The sequence below is a fragment of the Streptomyces sp. Ag109_G2-15 genome (assembly GCF_900215565.1).
GTDB classification, from domain to species: domain Bacteria; phylum Actinomycetota; class Actinomycetes; order Streptomycetales; family Streptomycetaceae; genus Streptomyces; species Streptomyces diastatochromogenes.
Genome location: NZ_OCNI01000001.1, coordinates 577,728 through 600,163 on the forward strand (window position 1 = coordinate 577,728; position 22,436 = coordinate 600,163).

Sequence of the window (22,436 nt, forward strand, 5' to 3'; positions counted from 1 at the left end):
CGTCGTAGGAGGCGATGCCCACGACACCACAACGAGATCTCAGCGCTCCCACGATCGTGATCGGAGCCGGCCCCCACGGCCTGGCGGCCGCCGCGCTACTGAACCGCTCCGGAGAGCCGGCCGTGATCATGGAACGGTCGGACCGCGTGGGAGCGAGCTGGGCGCAGCGCTATGACCACCTGCGCCTGCATACCACTCCCAGCACGTCGAAACTCCCCGGCCTGTCGGTGCCGCGCCAGGCGGGCCGGTGGGTGAGCCGGGCCTTGGGCGCCACCCGGGAGGGGTCGGCGACCTCCGGCAGTTCGCTCGTTCGTGCGTCCAGTGCCGCCGGTATGCTCATGACCGCCATGCTGTGCCCTCCCGAAGTTCGAGCCGACCGCTACCGCCTGCAGAACGGCCGACGGCGCAGCGCATACCCCGTACTCCCGTACCCATACCTGTGCTGCGTTGAGCGGGCCCGCCACCTGGTCGTGGTCAGCTGGGGAGGTAACAGCGAATGGTGGTGCCGTCGGGGCCGGTGTGGACGCGGACGAGGTCGGCGAGTTGGTGGACGAGTAGGAGTCCACGGCCGCCGGGCTGCGTGGGATTCGGCGGGCGGCGGCCGGCCAGGGGATCGGTCAGCTGTCCGCCGTCGTGGATCTCGCAGACGATCCGGTCGCTCTCGGCCCAGATCCGCAGTGTCCCCGAACCGGCGCCGTGGATGACGCTGTTGGTGGTCAGCTCCGCCACCGCGAGTTCCAGATCTCCCAGGCTCACGCCGGACACGCCCAGGGACCGCGCCTGGGACACGGCGAAGTCGCGGGTGTCGGGCAGTGTCTGGGCGGCGAACGGGCGGGCCGCGGCTTCGAGGGGGGCGATCAGTGGCTCGTTGTAGCGGGCGATGATCTGCTCGGGGCCATAGGCGGTGGATTGCGTCTGGCCATCGGCGTCGATGACGACCGGGTGGGTCGCCAGGGCGTCGCTGAGGGCCTGCTTGTCCAGCTGCCCGGCGTCGTAGGGGCACAGGATGGTCACCGCGCGCCCGGTGAAAGCGGTGTTGATCAGCGCCTCGTGCTGGACGCACGCCGGATACTCGACGGCGGAACGACCCTGCCAGATCGGCTCGCCGATGATGCGGACCCGGCGGGCGCTCGGCTGGGCGTCGGCGAACTTGCGCAGCACACTGGGGATGATGCGGCCGGGGTTGCGGCCGGCCTGGGTCATGTCGATGAAGCGCACCTCCGCCGCTCGCTCACCCAGCCCCTCGCGTATCAGCTCCAGGCGATCCGGCGGAGCGGCGACGGCTGCGGGCTCACCGGCGTCCAGCCCTTCCCGCAAAAAGGGAACCGTGCCCTCGATGTACTGGTCCGTGCCGCGGTAGAAGAGAGCCGGGTGAACGAACGGCTCGTGCGAGGTGGCTGTGCTCATCACGCAGCCACCTCGATCGCGGCAATATCGGGCCAGAAATGCTCGAGGATGCGTGGCAACTGCGGCGGTGGTCGGTGAAGCACGATCCGCTGCCCCTCGGGGAGACGCTGGGCGGTGACCGCCAGGTCCGTCACACCGGCCACATCCACGAACCTCACCCGGGACAGATCCACGTGCAGCACATCCGTGCGACGCTCGACCAGCTGATTCAGCGCCTGCTGCCATACGGACCGTGTGTTCATGCTGATCTCCCCTATCGCCCCCAGCCCCGAACTGTCAGGCAACGGATTGATCTGCAGTACCGCACCACGTGGCGGCACGGCGGGGCACCCGCCCACGCCAGGTACGACATCCACGCTCTTGCCCCCAGTTCCCCGGGCTCGGCCGCACGGCGGCTCCACCGATCACCTTGCACGATAGGCGAGTTGGTGGAGCTCATGCGACCGAGTAGGTGTCCTCCCGTAGTGGCGCCCATGCTGACTCACGCTTAGGTGCCCAGCAGGCCACCTCTCCGCATCCAGGTATCGAAGCACTGTTACGTCTCCCCAGAGTCAGGCTTCGAACGGAAGCCGACGCTGAAAGCAACGGGAGGTCCGTACGGGCGTGGTCGGGGCTGCGACGGATCAGCTCGGCCGTGGTCGCTTTCTACCTGGCCACGTCGGTAGCCACGTCCCGGTCGCCGGCCACTGCGTCCGGGAGTCGCGCCGCGGGACCTCCGCACGCCGCCGCAGCCCGGCTGGGCGCACGGCCGCCGGTAAGGCCGGGGGGCGGGGACACGGCAGGAGGTCGCGCGGGTTCCATCGCGCGTGCGTGTCCCGCCCCCGACTGCAACACGCCCTACCCTGCTGCCGTTTGGGAAACCTATGGGCTGTATGGCCTCTTACGTACCAGGTCGCCTCACGTCCGGCATGCGCACGGGGCCCGGCCGTCATATCGGACGGACCCCGTGATGAAGGCGCGCTGCGGGTCAGATCACCATCGGTACCAACGACCTCGGCCGCCACCGGCGGTGGTGGAGCGCATGACGAAGCCGAGAAGCCACAGCACCAGGACGACGACGGCGACCCACCAGAGGATCTTGATGGCGAAGCCGGCACCGAAGAGGAGCAGCGCAAGAAGCAGAACAAGCAGCAGGGGAACCATGTTTATCAACCTCCTGCACGCTCGTCTGCCCTGCAATTCCGTCGCCATTCACCAACTACGCTTTGTTTGTGAAAGGAACGCCGGGGCACAAGCGGGTTACCGCGACAGCGGCATACGAGCTATCAGGAGGTACTCTTCCATGACTGCCGGCGAGAAGGCCAAGGCAAAGAGCGAGCAGGCCGAGGGCAAGGCCAAGGAAAAGGCGAAGGACGCGTTCAAGCACTAAACCTGCATTCTCCACCGAGAATTCGAAAGGGGCCTGCCCGGCGTCACTCCGCAAAGCCCCTTCCGACGGATCGCCGAGGGCCGAACACGCAGGAACTGAGTCTCGCCTCAACTGCTCATCGGCCTTCTCGCCCGCCACCATGCAGACGATTTCCCGTCCATGGCCGTCGCCCAGGTCGCCATCAGGCCCGCACCCGCGGGTTCCCGGCGGACACGGGAACGTGCCGAAGGCTCTGTTCACCACACGGTGGCTGAGAGAGGCAGGGGACCGTGGCCCCCTGTGACCGTCCGCCGGCCAGAGCGGCTGCTCGAAAAGCGTGCCGGGCATGCGTACAGTGAGGGCCAGAGCGTCTCGGGCAGCAGGCACTTGGTGCGGTACGCGACACACGCGGCCGGGTGGTGTCGCACCGTAGTGCTGGATGAGACGGCCCGAGGACGGAGGTGAGAACGTCCGCATCATGGATGATGCAGACGGTCACACGGCTCGGTGGTGGGCGGCGCTGCGCCGGACGCCGGTGGCCGTCTGGCACGACGACGTCACGGACTGGGCCGCTGCGCTGACCTATTACGCGGTCCTGGCCCTGTTCCCCTTGCTGCTGGTGATCCTCTCGATCCTGGGTCTGACCATGCCCACGGCCAGGCCGGAGGTCATCGACCACATGTCGCAGGCCGCTCCGGTCGCATCCCGCGCTCTGCTGCGCAGCACCCTGCTGCAGATGGCCGGACAGTCGTCGGCGGCATGGACGTTGATCATCCTCGGAGGGGCGGGAGCCCTGTGGTCGGGGTCCAGCTATCTGAGCGTCTTCCGCCGGGCGTTGCACGCCATGCATCGGACCAGCGCGCACCGGCCGGTCTGGCGCACTGCTCCGCGTATCATCGCCACGGCCCTCGTCCTGATCTCCCTGCTTCTCACGTCGACCCTCGCGCTGTCTCTCACTGGCAGCCTGGCCCGGCGTCTGGGCCGGGTGCTGTCTCTGGGCACCTGGCCCCAGGCTGCCTGGGACACACTGCGGTGGCCGGTCGTGGCCGCCGTCGCCGTCGCCCTGGTACTCGTCCTGTACCGTTCGGGCCCGGCGCCCTCCCGCCCTGTCGGGAAGATGGCACCCGGCGGCACATTGGCGGTAGTGCTTCTGTTGGGGGTCTCACTCGGATTCGCCGTCTACACCTCCCATGTCAGCACCTACCACCGTCTGTACGGTTCACTGGCAGGCGTCGTGGTCTTCCTGGTCTGGCTATGGCTGTCCAACCTGTCCCTGCTGGTCGGCGCTCAGTTCAACGCAGAGCTGGCGAAGCCCGTGCACGGGGAATGAGCCGGTCTTCCAGTACCTGCGGCGGGACCGCCCGCAGCCTTCCCTCGGCCGGTTCGCCTAGTACGGCACGCACGCGCCGACACCGCACGAACCGTGAGCAGGCCGCTCAGTTGACCTGTGGCGGTGTCTGCCCGCCAGCCGCGGGGCGGTCGCGGCCTCCGGCCTCGCGCGGTGCGCCGCGTCTCGGGGGGAACGGTGCTCGGAGCGCCGTATCTGTCATCGGCCCGTACCCGATCGCGGCGAGCGTGGAGGCGGACCGCACCACGCAGCCGCGGGGCCCCGCCCGATCGGCAGGACCTCGCAAAAGTGAGGCACTACACCCGACATCTCCCCCGCTCCGCAGGACGCCCGGCTGCCGTCCGGCTGCCGGGCCCCCGACCGTCAGACGGTGCTGAGCATGCCTTCGCGCGTCAGACGGTGCTGAACATGCCTTCACGCAGGCGGGCCAGGAGACGGGAGATCAGCCGGGAGACGTGCATCTGGGAGACACCGAGACGTTCACCGATCTGGGCCTGGGTGAGTTCCTCGACGAACCGCCAGTGGATGATCTGCCGGTCGCGTTCGTCAAGTTCGGCGATCATCGGGGCGAGGGCGTGGAAGTCCTCGACCAGGCCGAGGGCGGCGTCCTCGTCGCCTATGAAGTTATGCAGCGCTGCCTCGCCGTCCTCGCTGCCGCCGATCGCCGCGTCCAGGGAGGCGGACTTGTAGCCGTTGGAGGCCAGTTGGGCCTCGACGACCTCGTCCTCCGGAAGGCTCATCAGCTCGGAAAGCTCTTTGGTGGTCGGTGTCCGGCCCAGTCGGCTGCGCAGTTCCTCGCTGGCGCGGGCCAGTTGGACGCGGGCTTCCTGGAGCCGGCGGGGCACGTGCACGGCCCAGGAGGTGTCGCGGAAGAACCGCTTGATCTCGCCGACGATGTAGGGGATGGCGAAGGAGGTGAACTCGACCTCGCGGGTCAGCTCGAAGCGGTCGATGGCCTTGATGAGGCCGATCATGCCGACCTGGACGATGTCCTCCATCTCCTCCGGCCCGCGGCTGCGGAACCGGCCGGCCGCGAAGCGGACCAGGGACATGTTCATCTCGATCAGCGTGTTGCGCGCGTACTGGTACTCGGGCGTCCCCTCCTCCAGCACTGCCAGCCGGTCGAAGAACGGCTTCGACAGCTCCCGCGCGTCCTTCGGCGCGACCTTGGAAGGATCCGCGATCTCCGGAACGTCCAGCGTCTGCGCGGCAGTCTGCACGGTCGTCGTCGGCATCATGGCGCCCTCCCAGTCGATCAGCCTCGTCCTCGCCGGTCCATCGTCCGGCAGGCACGCGCCTACCCGTCCGCCGATCGGCATTCCTTGAACTGTTGTCAGTCGCCGCCGGACTCTCCATGGCTGCGTACGATCTCCTTCACCTTGGCGACCGCGAACCCCCAGCCCTGCTCGACGGTCGGCTTGGCCGGGACGGCGATCTCGTCGGGGTTGGTGAGGACGTCCAGCAGGACCGGGCCCGGAGTGCCGAAGGCGCGTCGCACGGCGCCCTCCACGTCGGCCGGGTCGGTCACGCGGATGCCGGTGATGCCCATGGCTTCGGCTACGGCGGCGAAGTCGGGGTTGTCGAGCACGGTGCCGAACTCGGGCAGGCCGGACTGCTCCTGTTCGAGTTTCACCATGCCCAGCCGGCGGTTGTCGAAGACGACGAGCTTGACGGGCAGGCGGTACGTCTTGAGGGTCATGAGGTCGCCAAGGAGCATGCTCAGTCCGCCGTCGCCGCAGAAGGCCACGACCTGGCGCTCGCGGTCCAGGCACTGGGCGCCCAGGGCCTGGGGCATGGCGTTGGCCATCGAGCCGAGATTGTAGGAGCCGATGAGGCGCCGCTCGCCACGCATCTCAACGAAGCGCGAGAGCCACACCGTCGCCATGCCCGTGTCAGAGGTGAAGACGGCGTCATCGGCCGCGATCCGGTCGACGGCCGCGGCCAGCGCCTCAGGGCGGATGTCCTGGGCGCGGTTGTCCAGCGCGGAGCGGATACGGCCCACCACGCCCTTGTCGTGCGACGGATCGGCAAGCCGGGCCTGACCGGTGCGCCACTGGTCGAAGCGTTCACGCGCCTTCTCCAGGTGCGAGCGGTCACGTGCGCCTTCGCACCCGGCGGGCGCGGCGGCGAGGTCGTCCAGGAGGTCGCGTACGGTGGCGCCGGTGTCTCCCACGAGCCCGACGTCGACCGGTACCCGGCGTCCGATATGGGTGGCCTCGGTGTCCACCTGGATCACGGTCCGGCCCTCGGGATACCAGTCCCGGTAGGGGAAGTCCGTGCCGAGCAGCAGCAGGGTGTCCGCGTCCTGGAGGGCCGCAGCGGCGGCGGGGTTGCCGATCAGCCCCGTCTGGCCGACCTGGAAGGGGTTGTCGTCGCCTTCGAAGCCCGCCTTGGCCTTCAGGGTGAGCACCATCGGTGCGGCCAGGCGGTCGGCGAGGGTGAGGACGTCCTCGCGAGCGGCGCGGGCGCCCTCCCCGACGAGCAGGGTGACCCGTTCGGAGCGGTCGAGGAGTTCCGCGGCGCGGTGGACGGCCGACCCGGCCGGCCGGCTCACCGGGGCGTTCAGGGAGAACCGGGCCGGCCGGTCGGCGGTCAGTTCCCGCTCGCCCAGGTCACCCGGCACCGTGAGGACCGCAACGCCCCTGCGGCCCAGTGCGTGACGCACCGCCGTCTCCAGCATCTGCGGCAGCTGGTCGGGCGAGGTGATGGTCGCGCGGAACACGGCCACATCCCTGAAGAGGGCGTCGTTGTCCACCTCCTGGAAGTAGTCGCTGCCGAGTTCGGCGAGCGGCACCTGGCCGGCGATGGCCAGGACCGGGGCGTGGCTCTTCGCCGCGTCGTACAGCCCGTTGAGGAGGTGGACGGAACCGGGTCCGACCGTGCCCATGCACACGCCGAGGGCGCCGGTGAGCTGCGACTGGGCGCTCGCGGCGAAAGCCGCCGCCTCCTCGTGCCGACAGCCCACCCATTCCAGGCCCTCGGTGGTGCGGATGGCGTCGGTCAGGGGATTGAGCGCGTCTCCCACGACGCCGAACACCTGGCGCACGCCGAGCTCGCTCAACGCGTCCACGATGACGCGGGCAACAGTACGGGTCACGTAGTCCTCCAGGTCACACGGTGAAACGGTCGGGGTCGGCGGTCTGCCAGTCGGCCGCCCAGGAGGCGGGCGGCTCGGCGAGCAGCTGCCCTGGCGCAAGCCACTCGTACAGCTCCTCGAAGGAGTGCTCGGTGCAGGGGTCGACGCGCCGGCGGAGCATGTGCGGACGCAGTTCCGCGGGATCGGTGACACCCATGGACGCCATGATCTGCAACGCGCTGGCCACGGTCGCTTGCTGGAAGCGCTGGACGCGCGTCGTCTTGTCGCCTACGTCGAGGGCGCGGGCACGCCGTGGGTCCTGGGTCGTGACACCCGTGGGGCAGGTGTTGGTATGGCACCTCTGCGCTTGGATGCACCCGACGGCGAACATCATCGCTCGCGCAGCGTTGCCGTAGTCGGCGCCCTGCACCATTCGTTTGACCAGGTCAGTGCCGGTGGCGATCTTGCCGCTCGCCCCGATCTTGATCCGATCGCGCAGACCCACGCCCACGAGGGCGTTGTGAACGGTGTGCAAACCCTCGGTGAGCGGGGTGCCCACATGGTCCGCGAACTCCAGCGGCGCCGCACCGGTCCCGCCCTCGGCGCCGTCCACCACGATGAAATCAGGCGCAGTGCCCTCCTCCAGCATGGCCTTGCACACGGCCAGGAACTGCCGGCGGGAGCCCACACACAGCTTGAACCCGGCAGGCTTGCCACCGGACAACTCGCGCATGCGAGCGATGAAGCGCACGAGTTCGCGCGGGGTGGCGAACACCCGGTGGTACGGCGGGGAGACGACCGTCCGCCCCTCGGGCACGTCGCGGACCCGGGCGATCTCGGCGTTCACCTTGGCTCCCGGCAGAACACCGCCGATGCCGGGCTTCGCGCCCTGCGACAGTTTCAGGGACACACACCTGACGTGATCGTGTGCGGCCTTGTCGGCGAACTCGGCCGCGTCGAAATCGCCTTCCTCGGTACGGCAGCCGAAGTACCCTGTGCCGATCTCCCACACGAGGTCGCCTCCCGGACGGAGGTGATACTCGGACAGCCCGCCCTCACCGGTGTCCTGGGCGAAACCCCCGGCCGCGGCACCCCCGTTGAGCGCGAGGACCACGTTGGCGGAGAGCGAGCCGAAGCTCATCGCCGAGACGTTCAGCAGTGCCATGTCGTACGGACGGCTGCAGTCCGGTCCGCCGACCCTCACGCGCGGCGGGTCCTTCGGCACCGGGCACGGCGCCATCGACGGGACCAGGAACTCGTAACCGGGCTGGTACACGTCCCGCTCGGTGCCGTACGGCTCCTCCGCGTCGGTGCCCTTGGCGCGCTCGTAGACGATGCTGCGCACATCCCGGTCGAAGGGGCGCCCGTCATAGTTCCGCTCGATGAAGTACTGCTGCAGCTCCGGGCGTACGCGCTCCAGGAGGTAGCGGGCATGGCCGAGGACGGGATAGTTGCGCAGCACCGAGTGCCGCCGCTGCACCAGGTCCCAGGCGCCCAACATCCCCGTGAACATGAGCGGAACGGCCGCGAACCACCAGTAGGGCGAGATCCCGAGCGCCGCGGCCAAAGCCCCGAGAGCGGCCACGAGAGTCAGGAAGACGATTCCAACGCGTGTCACACCTGGCGTGTTGCCCGGTTATCGATCGCCATGCGCGACAGCCGGGCACTGGACGCTCCCGGTCGCCGTGGCCGCCGGACGGGACGCGAGCCCCCAGCCACGCTCGTCAGGGTGGTGGACCGCATGGGGCTTCTACAACGCCCTCGCCCTCAGCGCCGCGTCCACACGGGAACACGCCATCAGCCCCAGCCCGTACCGCATGGGCAAGACCCGGCTGGCCTACAGCAGGTCAGCAGCACTGAGATGTCCACCGCGAGGGAACCGTCCGCTCGACCCGGTGCAGACAGGAAACAGGTCGAGCGAACCACCCGGGCCGCAAACCCGCAGATCAGGAGCCCTTCGCAGCAGGCTCCAAAATCGCCACGCACTCCACATGATGCGTCATCGGAAACATATCGCCACGTAGCAGAACTGGAAGAAACTACAGGTCGTCCGGCATCTCTTGGCTCTTCTGGCCATCTCGCGGCACCCTCGGAGCGTCAACCGAGCGTCGCGGATCACGTCCGCCCGAGTGGTGTCTCGACGGCCGCTCGGTGATCTCACCTACCTCGGGCCGACCGTCGCGGAGGTGGTGGCCGAGGTTGGCGGGTTCGGGGGCTCGGTGAGGTGCTGGGTGCCGCCCGGGGAGGTGCAGGCGTGGACCCCGGAGGTGAGCAGAACACATGCCTTGGCCGTTGAGGGGCTTGGCGCTGCGACCATCGCGCTGAAGGTGTCGGTGTCGTAGTGGACCTTGTTCTGGTAGGTCCGGCCCCCCTCGCCGACGACCCGGGCGGTGTCGCCGGGGTGCCCCCAGCTGATACGGGACCAGGCAGCCTTGCAGGCGTCGCTGTAGCGCAGCTCCACGTAGACCCCGGCGACCCTGTACAGGGCAGCGGTCCACGCGTCGCCGCCACAGCCGGTTCGCCCGGGGTTCTTCCCGGCACAGCTGTCCGCGAAGCAGTTCACGTCGAGTTGCCTGGTCGGTGCGTCCTTGCCCACGGTGCCGTCCCGGTCGGTTTCGTGCGCGCCCGAATGCCGGCCGAAAGCGCCGTACAGCGAGACGGACAGGCCAACGACAGCGGCCAGGGCGACCACCGCCCGGATCAGCTGCCGTCGGCCGAACCGACGGCTCACGGACGGCGGCTCCTCGGCCTGCGCGGCGGGAGCGCGCTCCGTTACGGAAGCGAATTCCTCGAACGGCCGGTCGTGGACATCGTCGGCATCGCGGGCCCCGTCCGTGTCACTGGTTCCGTGGTCGTGCCAAGCGGTGTTCGCCAGTTCCCACAGTGCCACGAGCCGGGCGGGATCGGCGTCGGCCAGCTTTCCGAGGGAGGTCACCGCGTGCTGCGGCGGCAGTGCCTTGCCGTTGAGATAGCGTTCCCAGGAGGACTTGCTGTACGGAGTGCGGCCGCCGAGGACGGCCAGACTCAACCCGGCGCGGTCCTTCAGGTTCCGCAGTTCAGCGACCAGATGCCGGACGTCCGAGGCGAGGCCGCCGGGTAACGGCTTCCAGTCAGTCACGTACGCCCTCCGGGCCCAATGCTCTCGGGATCGTCACCTACTTTCCTACTGTATCTGCGCGGCCGATCGCGAAACCGCTGGTTTCGCGCAACTGGGCACGCTCAGAACGTAGTTGACGTCACGAGAGTGAGACGGTGCCATGGGCGAACGGACGACAGCGCGCGCCGCACTGTGCGTACTGATTCTGGCGGTGGCGTGCGCGGGGTCCGGTGCCTCGCTGAACCAGCAGTCCCACGACCGGCGTGGCAGCGTGCTCGTCGCCGACGGGCTTGGCGCCACACAGCAGTTGGCGGTCGGCCGCACCCGGCGCAGCGACCTGATCGGCCTGTGGCAGAGCGTGCTGTGGGCCGACGGATACTCGGCACGCTCCTCGGTCACCTGCACGTACGACAAGGCGACGGCCGAGGCCACCCGCGTCTGGCAGAGCAACCACCACCTGTCCGCGGACGGGATCGTCGGGCCGGCCACCTGGGGCGCCGCAGCGGAGCGTATCGTCCCCGTCGGCCAGTGGATGGTCTACCAGGGCGAACGCTACGGTCTTCCGCTGCGCCCAGACCCGGACGGCGTCTACGAGGTCTATGACACCGGGCGGTTCCATCGGCTGCGCACGAACGCCGTCACCCTCACGCGCTGCCGCTAACGGCGTCGATCCAGCTGTCGTACTGTGCGACGCCGAGTTGTCGGCCATGGACGACGACCGTGGCACGTGCCGCGTCCGGCCCGCTCGCCACCATCGCCGTGTACGCCCCGCCGTCGGTGGCTGTCTGCTGGTCGCCGCCCGTCGTGGCGATCCGCAACCCGGCCGTCGCGGCCGCGGTGTCGACCTCCGCCCAGCTCGCCCGGCAGGCGGGACTGTACTGAAGCGTCAGGACGCGGCCGTACGCGCGCAGCCGGTGGACGACGACACTGTCGCGGTCGCACCTTTCGCGGTAGGGGTCCAGGCCCCGGCAGCCGGCCGCCCGGCACCCGGCGGCCGCCCTCTCCGCCGCGCTGTGCAAGGGCCACGGCCAGGCCGGCGTTCCGGGTGGAGCGCCGGCCGGGGGGCGGTCGGCCTCCGTCCCGCTGGACCAGCCGTCCCATGGCCGGGCGAGCAGCACGGCGGCCAGCAGCGAGCATGCGGCGACAGCGGTCAGTACGCCCGTGTGCGTCACTCGAAAGCCGCGTGAGGACGGCCGGTCCGCAGCCGGTAAGGGGCCTGCGGGCACGGCGTCCGGGGGATCCGGGTGCCGTACGTTACCTGCCGGACGCAGCGGTGCGGGTGACGGGCCAGAGTCGTCGGCCGGGCGCTCCCCCGTCCAGGCGTGGGCCGCCGATTCCCACAGCACACGCAAGGATTCGACATCGGCCTGCGCCAGCCGGCCCAGTCCGAGCACCGCCGCCCATGGGGGCAGTCTCCGCCCGTTGAGGTACCGCAGCCAGGAACTACGGCTGTAACCGGTCTTGGCGGCGACGGTCATGGTGGTCATCTCGCACCGGTCCACGTACCGCCGCAGCTCTCGCACCAGCCGGACCACCTCGGCGGGCAGGTCGCCCCGCAGCGGCTGCCAGCGTCCCACGTCGGCGTCCCCCTTCTCCCGCAGGGCCCACTATCTCACAGGCGTCCCGTCCCGCCACCCATTCGCCGGACGTCTCCGCAGGTCAGAAGGGCTCCGTCCCAGGATTGAGTCAACTAGCGGGCAGCGCTGGCCCGCAGCCGTCCGCCCCCACCAGACTCGGGGAAGCACCTGCAGGACGGCCCCGGATCGGCTGTCCTCGCCGCCCCGGGAGAGGACCCGTGCGGCGGCACCCAACGTCCTGCACGCGGAAGTCCTCGTCCCACGTCCGGGCTTCCGGTCCGACCGTCGCGGGTGCGCACACCACTTATGCACACTGCGGGGGAATTCCGGCATGACGGCTCACGTCAGCTCGCCCGGCACGGACGAGCTGGAGATCACGAACATCACGTCGACCAGCCCCGGCGGGCGCCGTACGCCGCCAGTCGCCGGCAGGCAGGGCTTGGGCGCGGGACGGCGGTACCGCTCCGCCGCCGACCACCCGGCAGCACCGGAGACCGCCGAGCCCGGCGAGTTTCAGGTTCCGGTACGAGCAGCCGTGCCCGGCCCGACGGAGCGTCACCAGGTCGATCTCGGGTCGGTACGGCTGTCGTTGCTCAGCCTGCCCGTGCCACCGGCCGTTCTGGAGATGGGCCGGTATGCCGGCGGCCTGCCGCTGACCTGGCACCTGGTCTTCGCACCGCGTGGGCCACTGGTCCTCGGCCGCGATCGGCGGCTCGTGCGGCTGGAGTCCGGCAGCGTGGTGTTGTGGGAGGCCGCCGAGCCGTTCCGGCTCTCCGTCGGCGCGTCCGCCGGCTCCGACGAAGTCCGCGCGCTGGTCCTGCACTTGCCCGAAGCGGCCTTGCCGCTGCCCGGCAAGGTGCTGCGCGACGTCTCCGGGCGTCCGACACCGACCGGGTCGGGCCCGGCGGCCCTCCTCGCGTCCTTCGTCTTCGGGCTGGCCACGCACCTGCCTTCCGCCGAGGACCGACACGCCGCCTGGCTGGGCACCGCCGCCGTCAACCTCGCGACGGCCTTCCTCGACAGCGAGACCGCGCGGCTCCAGGGCGGCTGGACCGGCCCACGCCCGGCCGAACCGCTGCCCCCTCGCCCCCACCCCGTCCCGCCCGCCGCCGACCTGCTGCTGGACGGCATCAAGACGTACATCGAGCACCACCTGCACGACCCCGACCTGTCACCCACCTCCATCGCCGCCGCCAACCACATCTCGCTGCGCTACCTGCACCACGTGTTCCAGCGGGACGGGCTCACCGTCGGCGCGTTCCTGCGTGAGCGGCGCCTGGAGCACTGCCGGACCGATCTGTCCGACCCGGCCAAGGCGCAGCGCAGCGTGTGCGACATCGCGAGGCGCTGGGGCTTCCGCGACCCAGCGGTGTTCAACCGGACGTTCAAGTCGGTCTACGGAGTCACGCCCGGCTCGTACCGCAGGCAGCGGCTGCGGTGGTGACCGGACCAGAGCCAGGCGGGCGCAGGCGGCCTGCGGGGGCCGCCTGCCTCGGCCCGTCCATCGGGTCCGGGCGCGGCGCGTCGGTCACGACCGCAGCGCGGCCCAGGTGTTGACGCCGACCTCGCCATCGACCTGGAGGTGGTGCTCGCTCTGGAACTTCTTGACCTCGGTCAGCGTGTCGTAGCCGAAGATGCCGTCCACCCCGCCGGGGCCGATGTTGTAGCCGCGGGCCTTGAGGATGCACTGCACCTCCTTCACGCGGGAGCCCTTCTGGCCGTAGACCGTGAGGGTGGTGCCGGAGTAGTACGTGCAGGACTTCCAGGGCGCGGCGGGTGTGGTGCGCGGCGGGGCGGGTTTCGTGGTCGGGGCGGAGGTGGTGGGCCGCGTGGCCGGCGGGGGATCGTACGGTTGCTGCGGCTGGGCAGGATCCGTGACGCCGTCGGCCGGCTGGTTTCCCGAGGACGGTGGAGCCGTGACAGTCGCGGTCACCGCCGTCCTGGGCCGGGACTGCGGCCGTGGAGAGCCCTGTTGCTCGTGCGGCGAGTTGGTGGTGGCGGCGGAGGAGTGTGACCCTGCGGGCGTGGCCGCGGCCTCATGGCGGGCGGCGTCTCCTCCGGCGGCCCCCAGGGCGACGGCCGCTCCCGCGATCGCGACCACTACCGCCGCGCCCACCACCAGCGGCCACCGGCGTCGGCCGGACATCTCCTTTCCCGGGTCCTCGGGCTTGGTGCGGCGCAGAATCGTCAACTGGTCCATGGGCGGCACCACCACCACCGTCCCGCGCCAGCCCGCCCGTGCGGCGACGGTCTCGGCGACCGCATCGGGCCACTGCCCGTCGACGGCATGCCCCCGCGTGGCGCCGACGACGTCCTGCGGGCTCGGCCGCCGCCGCGGGTTCTTGTCCAGGCACCGGCCGATCAGTTCGGCGAGGCCGGGATCGCGCCGGGCGGCCTCCGCGATCACCTGCTCGTTCGGCGGCGCGTAGATGATCCGGTGGACGACGTCGCCGGTGGTGCCCTCACCGAAGGGGGCCGAGCCCGTGACCGCCGCGGCGAGGACCGAGCCGAGGGAGAACACGTCCGAGGCTGTGCCCACTTCGCGGCCGTCCGCCTGTTCCGGAGACATGAAGGCCGGGGTGCCCAGGTGCTGACCGGTCATGGTGAGCGAACTGGCGTCGGCGGTGTGCGCCACCCCGAAGTCGATGATGCGCGCACCGTCCGGCCCCAGCAGGACGTTTGACGGTTTGAGGTCGCGGTGGACGATGCCCACGGCGGCGATCGCGGTGAGCGCCTGACCGATCTCGTACGCCAGCCGCCACACGACCGGCGCGGGCAGTGGCCCGCACCGCTCGACGGCCTCGCCCAGGCTGAGGCCGGGCACGTAGGCCGTGGCCATCCACAGCAGTTCGTCGCGGTCGTAACCGGAGTCGAGCAGCTCGGCGGTGTACGTCCCGTGCACCCGGCGTACGGCCTCGATCTCGCGTTCGAAGCGACGGCGGAACCGCTCGTCCTCGGCGTACTCCGAGCGGATCACCTTGATCGCGACGAGCGCCCCCGCCCCGTACGCCCCTTCGGTGTCGGACTCCCGCCCGAGGTAAAGCCGGCCCATCCCCCCGCCGCCCAGCCGGGCGAGCACCCGGTAGGGGCCGATGTCCGGCGGGTCGGAGCGGCGCAGTGGCTCGGCGCCGAGCAACGCCAGGTCGTTCGCGGACAGTTCGGCTGCGGACGGGTCGTCGGTTCCGGAGGCAGGGGGGTTCGTGTCGGGCATGGGGCGTCCTCGGTCCTCTTCGCGGCTCTTACGCGCCACCCGCGTGCGAGATGTTGGTGAGGATTTTCTGGACCTGCTGCTGCAGGTGTTCCAGCGACGCCCTCATCTTGTCCAGGTCCCCCTTTGCCTGCGGCCACACCTCGCCCCTGAACCTCTGCGCCAGCGGTCCGTCCCAGTTGTTCGGGTCGCTCAGCGTCTGCCCGTGGCTGTTCAGCTGCCCGATGAGCCCGGGAAGCTGACTGGTGATGAGGCTCAGCATTTTCCCGGCTTCCTGGTGGGCCAGGTCGGTGGACTTTACGGTCGCCATTTCTCTCCTCCGAGATTTCTGAACTTCCGCCAGTATCCCTAGCGACCTCCCGCCACGTCATTGATTACGAGTGCACACGGCATGACGCAGTGCGCAATCCACGGTGCGGCGCAGGCGGGCGTCATCCAAGGTTCGGGGACCAAGCGGCCTCGGGCCGCTCAGTGACCTGGATCCAGAATTCTGTGGCAGTAGGCGGCGACTTCATCGAGGATCTCGTCGGCGGTGCACGATACGGGACCGCCCAGGTCACCAGGCCGAGTTCGACCGATCCCACCTCTCCCGCGACGCCTAGCCGCCGCTCGGAACGGAGGTCGGCTCGGAGTCGGCCGGTCCCATGAACTGGTTGATCAGCTCCGCCAGTTTCCGGCCACCCTTGGAGTGCTGGGTCCAGGCCCATGCCGACGTGGCGGGGTCGTCCATCGTCGCGTGCGGGCCGCGCAGACTCGCGAAGAGCTGGTTCGGGCCGTCCGGTCCATTGAGGTCTGGCCACTTGGTCGCAACCCACTTTTCGCCGGACCTGTGCGTGATCATGCCGTGCGAGTAAAGGGTGTTGCACATGAAGTACAGGGCACTGTTCCTGTTCATGGCCTTGACGAAGTCGGAGATCTTCGCACCATCCGCGCCCTTGGGCCAGGGTATCGGCGGGCTCATCAGCTTGGCCAGATCCTCATTCACCGCGGACGCGGTCTTCGAACCGACGTCCCACTTCCCGAGCGGCAGGCTTACGCCGGCTGCCATGACGCTTTCGGGGACGAAGGCGAAACCCACAGCGAACATCGCATCAGTCAGGATGCCCTGGACCTTGTCGTCACGCACCTGGGCATCGATGAAGACCTTCGCGATGTGCCCGTAGATGCCGTTGAACGCACGCATGTTGGCGCCGAAGCTGTTGGCCCATTTGGACAGGGCCTCGGGGTGTCTTGCGATGGTGTGATCACTCGGCAGGGGACCGCTCATGGCACCGGCGGCAGTGGCCAGGAAGCGCCGCATGTCGGGCAGAATCGCCTGGAGGTCGTCCGGGGTCACGTCGGGGAAATGGGCTCCCATCGCGACGACCAGAGATTTCACCTCCCCGGGGTGCATCTCCGGCACCGCGGAGGTGAGCAGGGACAGATAGGCGCGCTGCGAACCGGACTGAGCTTCGAGGGTGTATCCGGGGTCCGCTTCATGCCGGTAACCGAGCCCGCCCGTGAAATGCAGGAGTGCCTCCGGATCCTTGCTGAGGTACCTGGCGAAGACGGCCGCCGCGGCTGGGTTGGCGGCCAGGGCGTTGAGGGTCGCCGCCGGCGCCGGGTTGCCGTTGGGCTGCTCCATCTGCAGCTCCAGCGACCGCACCAGCTCATGTTCGACGCGGTCGTCCAGCAGTCCGCTCGCATAGGCAGTGGCCAAAGCGCGGTTCACGGTCGGGCCGCCGTAGATGATCAGGCCCGCCACCGTGCCGCGCGGCAGGGAATTGAAAAACTCCACGCAGAACGCCTCGTCGTCCTGGTACTTGGCAAGCTCCTTCAGCCCGGGAGCCAAGTCGTGGGTATCCGTCGAGCTCCAGTCGAAGGAGAGTGCCAAGGCGTTTCCGCCACCGTAGTGTCCGACGGCCCGCTCGGCAGCGGCGAGCGCCGCGTCGTCGGTGAAGGCGGTCAGATTCGGATCCGGGGCGGCCAGGGGCGGTTGTCCCAGCACCGGGCGCGGTCCATTGACGAACGGCACCCCGTTCACCACCGTCTCACGGGTGCCGCCGGCCAGCTGGAACAGCTTGCCCACCAGGACCACATGCTCGTCCGTTGCGATGATCCGCGGCAGCAGGGCGGCCACCTGCCCGTCGATGGTGCCGGGCGCACCAGGCGCGTATCCCGCGGAAGCACGGAAGATGTGGCTGCCGAAGTCAATGGCGGTCGCCTGGTAACCGGCGACGGCGGGAGCCAGCGTGCCGCGGACGAACTCCTCCAGGAGACGCGCCGCGTTGGTCGCAGCCGTGGAGTAGTCGAAGAGGAACTGCGGCGTCGCTGACGCGCTTCCGCTGTCGGTCATGGGCCTTCCCTGTCAGTGATGCTTGGCGCTCAGCTTCGCCGTCGCCGCAGCGGTCGCGTTGTCCACCTGCGCCTTAAGGCTCGCCGCCTCCTGGGCCAGTGCGTTCAGAGCCCGCCGTTGGGCGTGGAGGTCCCGAACGAACTGGTCATGGTTCTTTCCGCGCCACGACTGTTTCCCGCAGTCGAAGTACTTGCTGCTTCGGGTGTCGCGAACCCAGTTCAACCAGTGGATTTTGTCCACCAATTGGTGCAGCGCTCTGCTCAGTTCGTCGGCTGCGGCAAAGTCGTATTTGACCTTCCCCTGAGGTGGCATGGTGAACTCCGCGCGTCGGACGGCCCGGTCTTCATTCGGTGAACTCCTCCCGGCAGGGCGTGGTCCACATACGTCATCTTCCCCAGCCACTCCTCGGCCCGTCCTTGACGGGTGACGCAATGCCCTTGACCTTGCGCGCACAGTGCACCCACCGTCAGTGGGCCACCTGCACCCCGCCGGCGACGCCGTCCGTGACCAGATAGCCACGGCCCGGGAGCGGGGCAAGGCGGTCATGCCGCGGCAGGGTCGTGCCGAGCAGGTCGCCGTCGAGGTCATGGTCCGGGGCGAGCAGGACGCCGCAGCGGCTGTCGCGGGCGCGCTGAGTCCAGTGGCCGTAGGTGCGGCGCAGGGCGTCGGCGCGGCCGGCGGCGACGAGGTGGCGTCCGGGCACGGCCGCGGACAGCCAGCGATCCAGAACCCCGAGATCGTCCTCCACGGTGTCCGCGTCGTCGACGAGGAGAAGGGTGGGGCCCGGGTGCGGGGCGAGGGCCGCTTCGAGGGCGCCGTACTCGGTGACGAGCGCGGTCAGCCCGGGCAGTTCGCGCAGCGGCGAGCGGCGGGGGGCGAACGCGACCACAGCCGGCGGGTCCGCCGCGGCGGTCACCTGGCGTGCGATCGTGCACAGGGCGCTGGAGCGTCCGGACCGTTGCGGCCCGGCAATCAGCGCGTGCTCCTGTTCGTACAGCCGCATGGCGGTGCCGCCGAGGGTGTCCGCGTCCAGACCGACGGGGATGTACCAGGGCTCGGCGGTCACCGCAGCCTGTGCCTCGAGGGCGCCGAGCGTGATCTCGGCGGGCAGCAGGCCGACCCTGGGCGCGGTGGTGGCGGCGCCGGGCCAGCGGGCGGCGCAGGCGGCCACCGCGGCACCGAGGTCCTCGGCGGGCAGGCCGATCTGGATCACCTGACGGGTCGCGGCCACCAGCGCGCGCCCGGGAACGTAGGTAGGGACCGCGCCGCGCGGCACGTCGAAGTAGCCGTACTCGCCCGGGTCGGCCATGCGCATCAGCAGCTTCTGCTGGGTCAGTGCCGCCCACGCGGACGGCACCGCGCCGGACCGGTCGGCGGTGACGGCGAAGCGGATGCCGACGGCCGGCCCGTCGGCGTAGACCCGGGCGAGTTCGTCAATGAGGTTCATCCCGGCGATGTCCTTGTCGAAGTCCGACAGCAGCGCCCCGAGGTTGTCCAGGAGTATCAGCCAGTCCGGGGCCGGCGCCCCGTGCCCGGACGCCGCGACGCCGCGCGTCTTGCGCTCGTCGAGTTCCCGGCGCAGCAGCCGGATGAGGCGGATCTGCCGCTCGCGTTCGGCCGGCCCGATGTGGGCCCCGGTGTGCGGCAGGCCGGCCAGCGGCGCCAGGTCGCCCGCACCCATGTCGAGGGCGAAGATGTGGCACCGCTCTGGTGGCTCGGCGCCGGCGGAGGCCAGGGCGAGGGCGGCCAGAGCGGTGGACGTCCCGGCACCGCCGCCGCCGTAGATCAGGATGTTTCCCGCTGCGGGATCCCAGCCGACCGGGTACTGCCGCTGCCGCTCGGGGTCATCGGCGAGGGCGTACGCGGGGAGGCCGACGGCTTCTGTCTGCAGACCGCGTTCCGCGACGGGTGGCAGATCGGCGGCGCGTACGACAGCGGGCAGGGGGTCGGGCCAGGGTCGGCGTGGCTCGGCGAAACCGGCCAGCCCTGCCGCCTCCCTGGCGGCCGCGACCAGGCGCTGCAGGTCGGTCGCCCCGCCGGTTTCCGCCGCGCCCGGCTCGGCGGCGGGCAGGGCCAGCAGGAAGGGGTCGGCGGTCGCCGGGGCCGTGACGGCTGTCTCGGGGGTGACGCCGGTGGACAGAGCGGTCTGCACCGGCACGACTTCACGAGCGCTGAGCCTGTAGAAGGCGCGGCCCCACTGCCGGCTGCCGATCGCCGCGGCGGCCGGATCGTCGATGACGTCCTGCGAGTCGCCGGTGGATTCCAGCCGGAGCGCGATGCGGAGCTTGACGTTGTTCTTGATCGCGTCGTTGACGGAGCCGGCGGGCCGCTGCGTCGCCATGATCAGATGCACGCCCAGGCTGCGGCCGCGCTGCGCGATGCCGACGAGGGCGTCCACGAAGTCCGGGAGCGCCTTGACCAGCGTGGCGAACTCGTCGATGACCACGGCCAGCCGCGGCATCGGCTCGAGTTCGGTCCGCCCGGTATCCCGCAGCCGCTGGTAGTCGCGCACGTGGCTCAGGCCCGTCTCGCGCAACAGCCGTTCGCGGTGGTGCAGTTCGGCCTCCAGACAGCGCAGGGCACGTTCGCTGAGCTGCTCGTCGAGGTCGGTGACCAGGCCGACGGTGTGCGGCAGTGCGGCGCATTCGTCCAGCGCGCCGCCGCCCTTGTAGTCGATCAGCGCGAAGGTGAGGTGCTCCGGGTCGGCGTCGACCGCCATGCTCGCGATGAGCGTGCGCAGCAGCTCGCTCTTGCCGGAACCGGTCGTACCCGCGATGAGCGCGTGCGGACCGTCGTCGTCGAGGTCGACGGTGAACAGGTCGCGTTCCGTGACGCCCAGCACCGCCCGGACCCGGAGCTCGGGCAGCCGTTTCTTCCAGTGGCCGACCACCGCTGCGCCGTCCACGCCCTCCAGGTCCAGCAGAGGGAGCAGTGAGATCCGGTCGGGCAGTCCGGCGCCCTCGATCCGCAGTTCCGGGTCCTCGAAGCGGGCCAGGGCTCGCGCGGTGTCCCGCGCTTCGGCCAACGGCACGCCGTCGAGCAGCACCTGCTCCACGGTGACGCCCAGGGCCACGTCACGGACCTGTCCGATGCCCTCGGGCGAGGCGGTGACCACGGAGGTGCACAGCGCGGGCAGGCGGGTGGTCAGCACCAGCGCCCCGCAGCGTACGGAGGTGCCCGCGATCAGGTCGCGAAGCCGGTTGGGGCGGCCCTCCAGCAGGGTGGCGCCGTCCACGACCACGAGCAGCACCGGACCTGTGGTCGGCCGACCGGCCGCGGCCTGCGCGGGCGGCCCCGCGGCGAGCAGGTGCTGGGCCAGCGTGTCGGCCTGCTCCGGACCGACCGCCACCAGCCGTGTCGTCCCGGATCGTACGTCGGCTCCGTGCGGCAGCCACTTGGTCCAGTCCCAGTCGGCGAGCCGGTCGGCGTCGGTGAACACCGCGACCGTGACGTCGGCAGGCCCGCTGCCCACGACGGCTTGGCACAGCAGGGACCGAGCGACGGCTAGACACGCCCTCCGATTGCCTTCAAAACCCACGGCCTCAGCCGCCGAGACTCCCACCACCACGGGCACCTGCGGCAGTACGGAGCTGCGCGCGAGTACGGCCGCGGGTTCCGGTGCGGGCTCGGTGGAACCCCGGTCCAACGGCGGATCCCAGGGCAGGTCAGCCGTCCCGACCACGAGTTGGAGGAAGTCCTCCGCGGCCGGACGCCGCTCCCACAGCGCGGTCCCGGGGGCGGATGCCCGGTAGAGCGTCTCGGCCGGATCGAGGTGGGCCGCGCGGCGGGACCGTACCTCTTCGGTGTGCCTGCGCTCCACCGCCGTCTCGAACTCCGCCAGCTGTGCGGCGTATTCACGACTCCCCCGGCGCAGTGCGGACCTGCCGCGCAGGCGTTCCTCGGTGAAGTTGGCCAGGAACATCAGCGGGGTGAGCGCCGCGATGGCCGCGTAGCGCGGGTCGCCGGTCAGCACGACGGTCGCTGCGGCCATGGCCAGCGGACCGAGCAGGGCCGCGACACTGAAGGGGGCCTTGTGCGTACGAGTCGGCGGCGTGGGCACGACGATCGGCACCGAGCCGGCCGGACGCCCGCCCCGCGGCGGGCGGTTGAACGGCAGCGTCCCACCGGGCCCGGCCTCGCGGACGGCGTTGATCCGCTGCACCGGACCGAGCCGGTCGGCGGGCAGTACCCGGACAAGCAGTTCACCGCCGAGCGACACCAGGTCGTCCGCTTGGACCTCGACCGTCTCGCGGATCCTGGCGCCGTCGACGTCCGTGCCGTTCGCCGAGCCCAGGTCGGTGACGGTGACCCGGCCGTCGGGCAGGACATCGAATGCCGCATGAAGCCTTGAGACGCCCGTGGCCACAACGCGGACGTCCGCTTCCGCTCCGCGCCCGACGACCGTGCGGCCCACCGCCAGCGGGACGCTGCGGCCCGCCTCCAGACCCCCCACCAGCCGTAGGACGGCCCTGGGCTTTCGTAGTCCACCGACCACAGGTCCACGGGCGCCGGCCACCCGCGCCCCGTGCACGAGACCGGACTCGTTCACCACCGTCTCGGAGGGCAGCACCCGCCCGTCGACGGCAAGCACATGGCCTGGCATTCCCACGGCAGCGGCCAGATCGGCGAGGGTGGCGTCCGGACGGCCGAATCGCACCTCCACATCCCACTCGCGTCCACCGTCGACACAGACGATCCGCACCGCTTTCCACTCCTCATTGGTCTAGTGACGGGGGTCCCAGCCTTCCGCGGCTCACCAGGGAGCGCATCGGCACCGGGTGCAAACCGGTTGACCGAGCAGGCAACGGCAACGGTTCAGCCCCGTCCGCCCGGACCGAGGCCAGTCACGCTCAGCGTGGGATCTGTCCATGGCATCGGAGCCGGGAAAGACGCATGGCTTGACCACGGCGTCCGGTGGCGCGCCCCGCCTGTCGGACCTCTCCGCTTCCCACACCTTCGTCACATACGGCCCATTCCGCCTCCGATGAGCCGATCGTTCGACGTCAATGACTTTGCGTTGTGCATCAATGACACACCTGC

Annotated in this window: 18 protein-coding genes and 1 pseudogene; 5 read left to right on the forward strand and 14 right to left on the reverse strand. The window is 70.3% G+C overall.

All coding sequences use genetic code 11. The features are described 5' to 3' along the window. Nucleotides 1-14: 14 nt before the first annotated feature. A pseudogene (locus tag CRP49_RS48795) lies at nt 15-158 on the forward strand (NAD(P)-binding protein); the annotation flags it as partial. A gap of 11 nt (nt 159-169) precedes the next feature. On the opposite strand, the gene CRP49_RS48800 reads toward CRP49_RS48795, so the two are convergent. The 4 genes from CRP49_RS48800 to CRP49_RS02360 form a co-directional block, all read right to left on the reverse strand. After that, a complete protein-coding gene (locus CRP49_RS48800) occupies nt 170-340 on the reverse strand; it encodes a hypothetical protein (RefSeq protein ID WP_180360534.1) in 171 nt (56 codons plus the stop codon). Nucleotides 341-474: 134 nt separating this feature from the next. Further along, nucleotides 475-1,407 carry an anti-sigma factor RsbA family regulatory protein gene (locus CRP49_RS02350; protein ID WP_097251943.1) on the reverse strand — a complete coding sequence of 311 codons (933 nt, stop codon included), beginning with the start codon at nt 1,405-1,407 and terminating at the stop codon, nt 475-477. Next, nucleotides 1,407-1,808 (reverse strand): STAS domain-containing protein, encoded by a 402-nt coding sequence (locus tag CRP49_RS49030; RefSeq protein ID WP_373560323.1) that lies wholly within the window; start codon nt 1,806-1,808, stop codon nt 1,407-1,409. The genes CRP49_RS02350 and CRP49_RS49030 overlap by 1 nt, the downstream gene beginning before the upstream one ends. 571 nt (nt 1,809-2,379) lie before the next feature. Then, nucleotides 2,380-2,550 (reverse strand): hydrophobic protein, encoded by a 171-nt coding sequence (locus tag CRP49_RS02360; RefSeq protein ID WP_097251945.1) that lies wholly within the window; start codon nt 2,548-2,550, stop codon nt 2,380-2,382. Here CRP49_RS02360 and CRP49_RS46365 point away from each other — a divergent pair. Further along, nucleotides 2,549-2,776 (forward strand): hypothetical protein, encoded by a 228-nt coding sequence (locus CRP49_RS46365; protein ID WP_143669948.1) that lies wholly within the window; start codon nt 2,549-2,551, stop codon nt 2,774-2,776. The genes CRP49_RS02360 and CRP49_RS46365 overlap by 2 nt on opposite strands. Before the next feature lie 457 nt (nt 2,777-3,233). Next, nucleotides 3,234-4,085: a YihY/virulence factor BrkB family protein gene (locus tag CRP49_RS02365; RefSeq protein ID WP_097251946.1), complete on the forward strand. Its 852-nt coding sequence runs from the start codon at nt 3,234-3,236 to the stop codon at nt 4,083-4,085. Nucleotides 4,086-4,495: 410 nt separating this feature from the next. Here the strand turns inward: CRP49_RS02365 and CRP49_RS02370 are convergent, their stop codons facing one another. The 4 genes from CRP49_RS02370 to CRP49_RS02385 form a co-directional block, all read right to left on the reverse strand. After that, a complete protein-coding gene (locus tag CRP49_RS02370; protein ID WP_097257154.1) occupies nt 4,496-5,341 on the reverse strand; it encodes an RNA polymerase sigma factor SigF in 846 nt (281 codons plus the stop codon). Between the two features lie 95 nt (nt 5,342-5,436). After that, on the reverse strand, nt 5,437-7,200 hold the full coding sequence (locus CRP49_RS02375; protein ID WP_097251947.1) for a thiamine pyrophosphate-dependent enzyme: 1,764 nt from the start codon (nt 7,198-7,200) through the stop codon (nt 5,437-5,439). A 13-nt stretch (nt 7,201-7,213) separates the two neighbouring features. Further along, nucleotides 7,214-8,797 (reverse strand): FMN-binding glutamate synthase family protein, encoded by a 1,584-nt coding sequence (locus tag CRP49_RS02380; RefSeq protein WP_097251948.1) that lies wholly within the window; start codon nt 8,795-8,797, stop codon nt 7,214-7,216. Nucleotides 8,798-9,340: 543 nt separating this feature from the next. Next, on the reverse strand, nt 9,341-10,297 hold the full coding sequence (locus CRP49_RS02385) for an XRE family transcriptional regulator (protein ID WP_097251949.1): 957 nt from the start codon (nt 10,295-10,297) through the stop codon (nt 9,341-9,343). Nucleotides 10,298-10,436: 139 nt separating this feature from the next. Here CRP49_RS02385 and CRP49_RS02390 point away from each other — a divergent pair, with 139 nt between their 5' ends. Further along, nucleotides 10,437-10,937 (forward strand): peptidoglycan-binding protein, encoded by a 501-nt coding sequence (locus tag CRP49_RS02390; protein ID WP_097251950.1) that lies wholly within the window; start codon nt 10,437-10,439, stop codon nt 10,935-10,937. Here CRP49_RS02390 and CRP49_RS02395 read toward each other — a convergent pair. Continuing rightward, a complete protein-coding gene (locus CRP49_RS02395; protein ID WP_101374717.1) occupies nt 10,921-11,853 on the reverse strand; it encodes an XRE family transcriptional regulator in 933 nt (310 codons plus the stop codon). The genes CRP49_RS02390 and CRP49_RS02395 overlap by 17 nt on opposite strands. Nucleotides 11,854-12,184: 331 nt before the next feature. On the opposite strand from CRP49_RS02395, the gene CRP49_RS02400 reads away from it, so the two are divergent. Further along, a complete protein-coding gene (locus CRP49_RS02400) occupies nt 12,185-13,297 on the forward strand; it encodes a helix-turn-helix domain-containing protein (protein ID WP_179851475.1) in 1,113 nt (370 codons plus the stop codon). A gap of 84 nt (nt 13,298-13,381) precedes the next feature. On the opposite strand, the gene CRP49_RS02405 is transcribed toward CRP49_RS02400, so the two are convergent. The 5 genes from CRP49_RS02405 to CRP49_RS02425 all read right to left on the reverse strand — a co-directional run bounded on the left by CRP49_RS02405 (nt 13,382) and on the right by CRP49_RS02425 (nt 22,098). Continuing rightward, nucleotides 13,382-15,064: a serine/threonine-protein kinase gene (locus CRP49_RS02405; protein ID WP_097251952.1), complete on the reverse strand. Its 1,683-nt coding sequence runs from the start codon at nt 15,062-15,064 to the stop codon at nt 13,382-13,384. A gap of 28 nt (nt 15,065-15,092) precedes the next feature. Beyond that, the gene (locus CRP49_RS02410; protein ID WP_097251953.1) at nt 15,093-15,371 is read right to left on the reverse strand and encodes a pyrophosphorylase; all 279 of its coding nucleotides are present in this window, start codon (nt 15,369-15,371) and stop codon (nt 15,093-15,095) included. Between the two features lie 288 nt (nt 15,372-15,659). Next, the gene (locus CRP49_RS02415; protein ID WP_097251954.1) at nt 15,660-17,396 is read right to left on the reverse strand and encodes a hypothetical protein; all 1,737 of its coding nucleotides are present in this window, start codon (nt 17,394-17,396) and stop codon (nt 15,660-15,662) included. Nucleotides 17,397-17,408: 12 nt separating this feature from the next. Next, nucleotides 17,409-17,708 (reverse strand): hypothetical protein, encoded by a 300-nt coding sequence (locus CRP49_RS02420; protein WP_097251955.1) that lies wholly within the window; start codon nt 17,706-17,708, stop codon nt 17,409-17,411. Nucleotides 17,709-17,862: 154 nt separating this feature from the next. Beyond that, nucleotides 17,863-22,098 (reverse strand): FtsK/SpoIIIE domain-containing protein, encoded by a 4,236-nt coding sequence (locus CRP49_RS02425; protein ID WP_097251956.1) that lies wholly within the window; start codon nt 22,096-22,098, stop codon nt 17,863-17,865. Nucleotides 22,099-22,436: the final 338 nt, after the last annotated feature.

What these genes read in the sequence shown, in the direction of transcription:
- CRP49_RS48800 (WP_180360534.1), bottom strand. Translation starts at nt 340, where the DNA reads ATGAGCATACCGGCGGCACTGGACGCACGAACGAGCGAACTGCCGGAG.
- CRP49_RS02350 (WP_097251943.1), bottom strand. Translation starts at nt 1,407, where the DNA reads ATGAGCACAGCCACCTCGCACGAGCCGTTCGTTCACCCGGCTCTCTTC.
- CRP49_RS46365 (WP_143669948.1), top strand. Translation starts at nt 2,549, where the DNA reads ATGTTTATCAACCTCCTGCACGCTCGTCTGCCCTGCAATTCCGTCGCC.
- CRP49_RS02360 (WP_097251945.1), bottom strand. Translation starts at nt 2,550, where the DNA reads ATGGTTCCCCTGCTGCTTGTTCTGCTTCTTGCGCTGCTCCTCTTCGGT.
- CRP49_RS02365 (WP_097251946.1), top strand. Translation starts at nt 3,234, where the DNA reads ATGGATGATGCAGACGGTCACACGGCTCGGTGGTGGGCGGCGCTGCGC.
- CRP49_RS02370 (WP_097257154.1), bottom strand. Translation starts at nt 5,341, where the DNA reads ATGATGCCGACGACGACCGTGCAGACTGCCGCGCAGACGCTGGACGTT.
- CRP49_RS02390 (WP_097251950.1), top strand. Translation starts at nt 10,437, where the DNA reads ATGGGCGAACGGACGACAGCGCGCGCCGCACTGTGCGTACTGATTCTG.
- CRP49_RS02400 (WP_179851475.1), top strand. Translation starts at nt 12,185, where the DNA reads ATGACGGCTCACGTCAGCTCGCCCGGCACGGACGAGCTGGAGATCACG.
- CRP49_RS02405 (WP_097251952.1), bottom strand. Translation starts at nt 15,064, where the DNA reads ATGCCCGACACGAACCCCCCTGCCTCCGGAACCGACGACCCGTCCGCA.
- CRP49_RS02410 (WP_097251953.1), bottom strand. Translation starts at nt 15,371, where the DNA reads ATGGCGACCGTAAAGTCCACCGACCTGGCCCACCAGGAAGCCGGGAAA.
- CRP49_RS02415 (WP_097251954.1), bottom strand. Translation starts at nt 17,396, where the DNA reads ATGACCGACAGCGGAAGCGCGTCAGCGACGCCGCAGTTCCTCTTCGAC.
- CRP49_RS02420 (WP_097251955.1), bottom strand. Translation starts at nt 17,708, where the DNA reads ATGCCACCTCAGGGGAAGGTCAAATACGACTTTGCCGCAGCCGACGAA.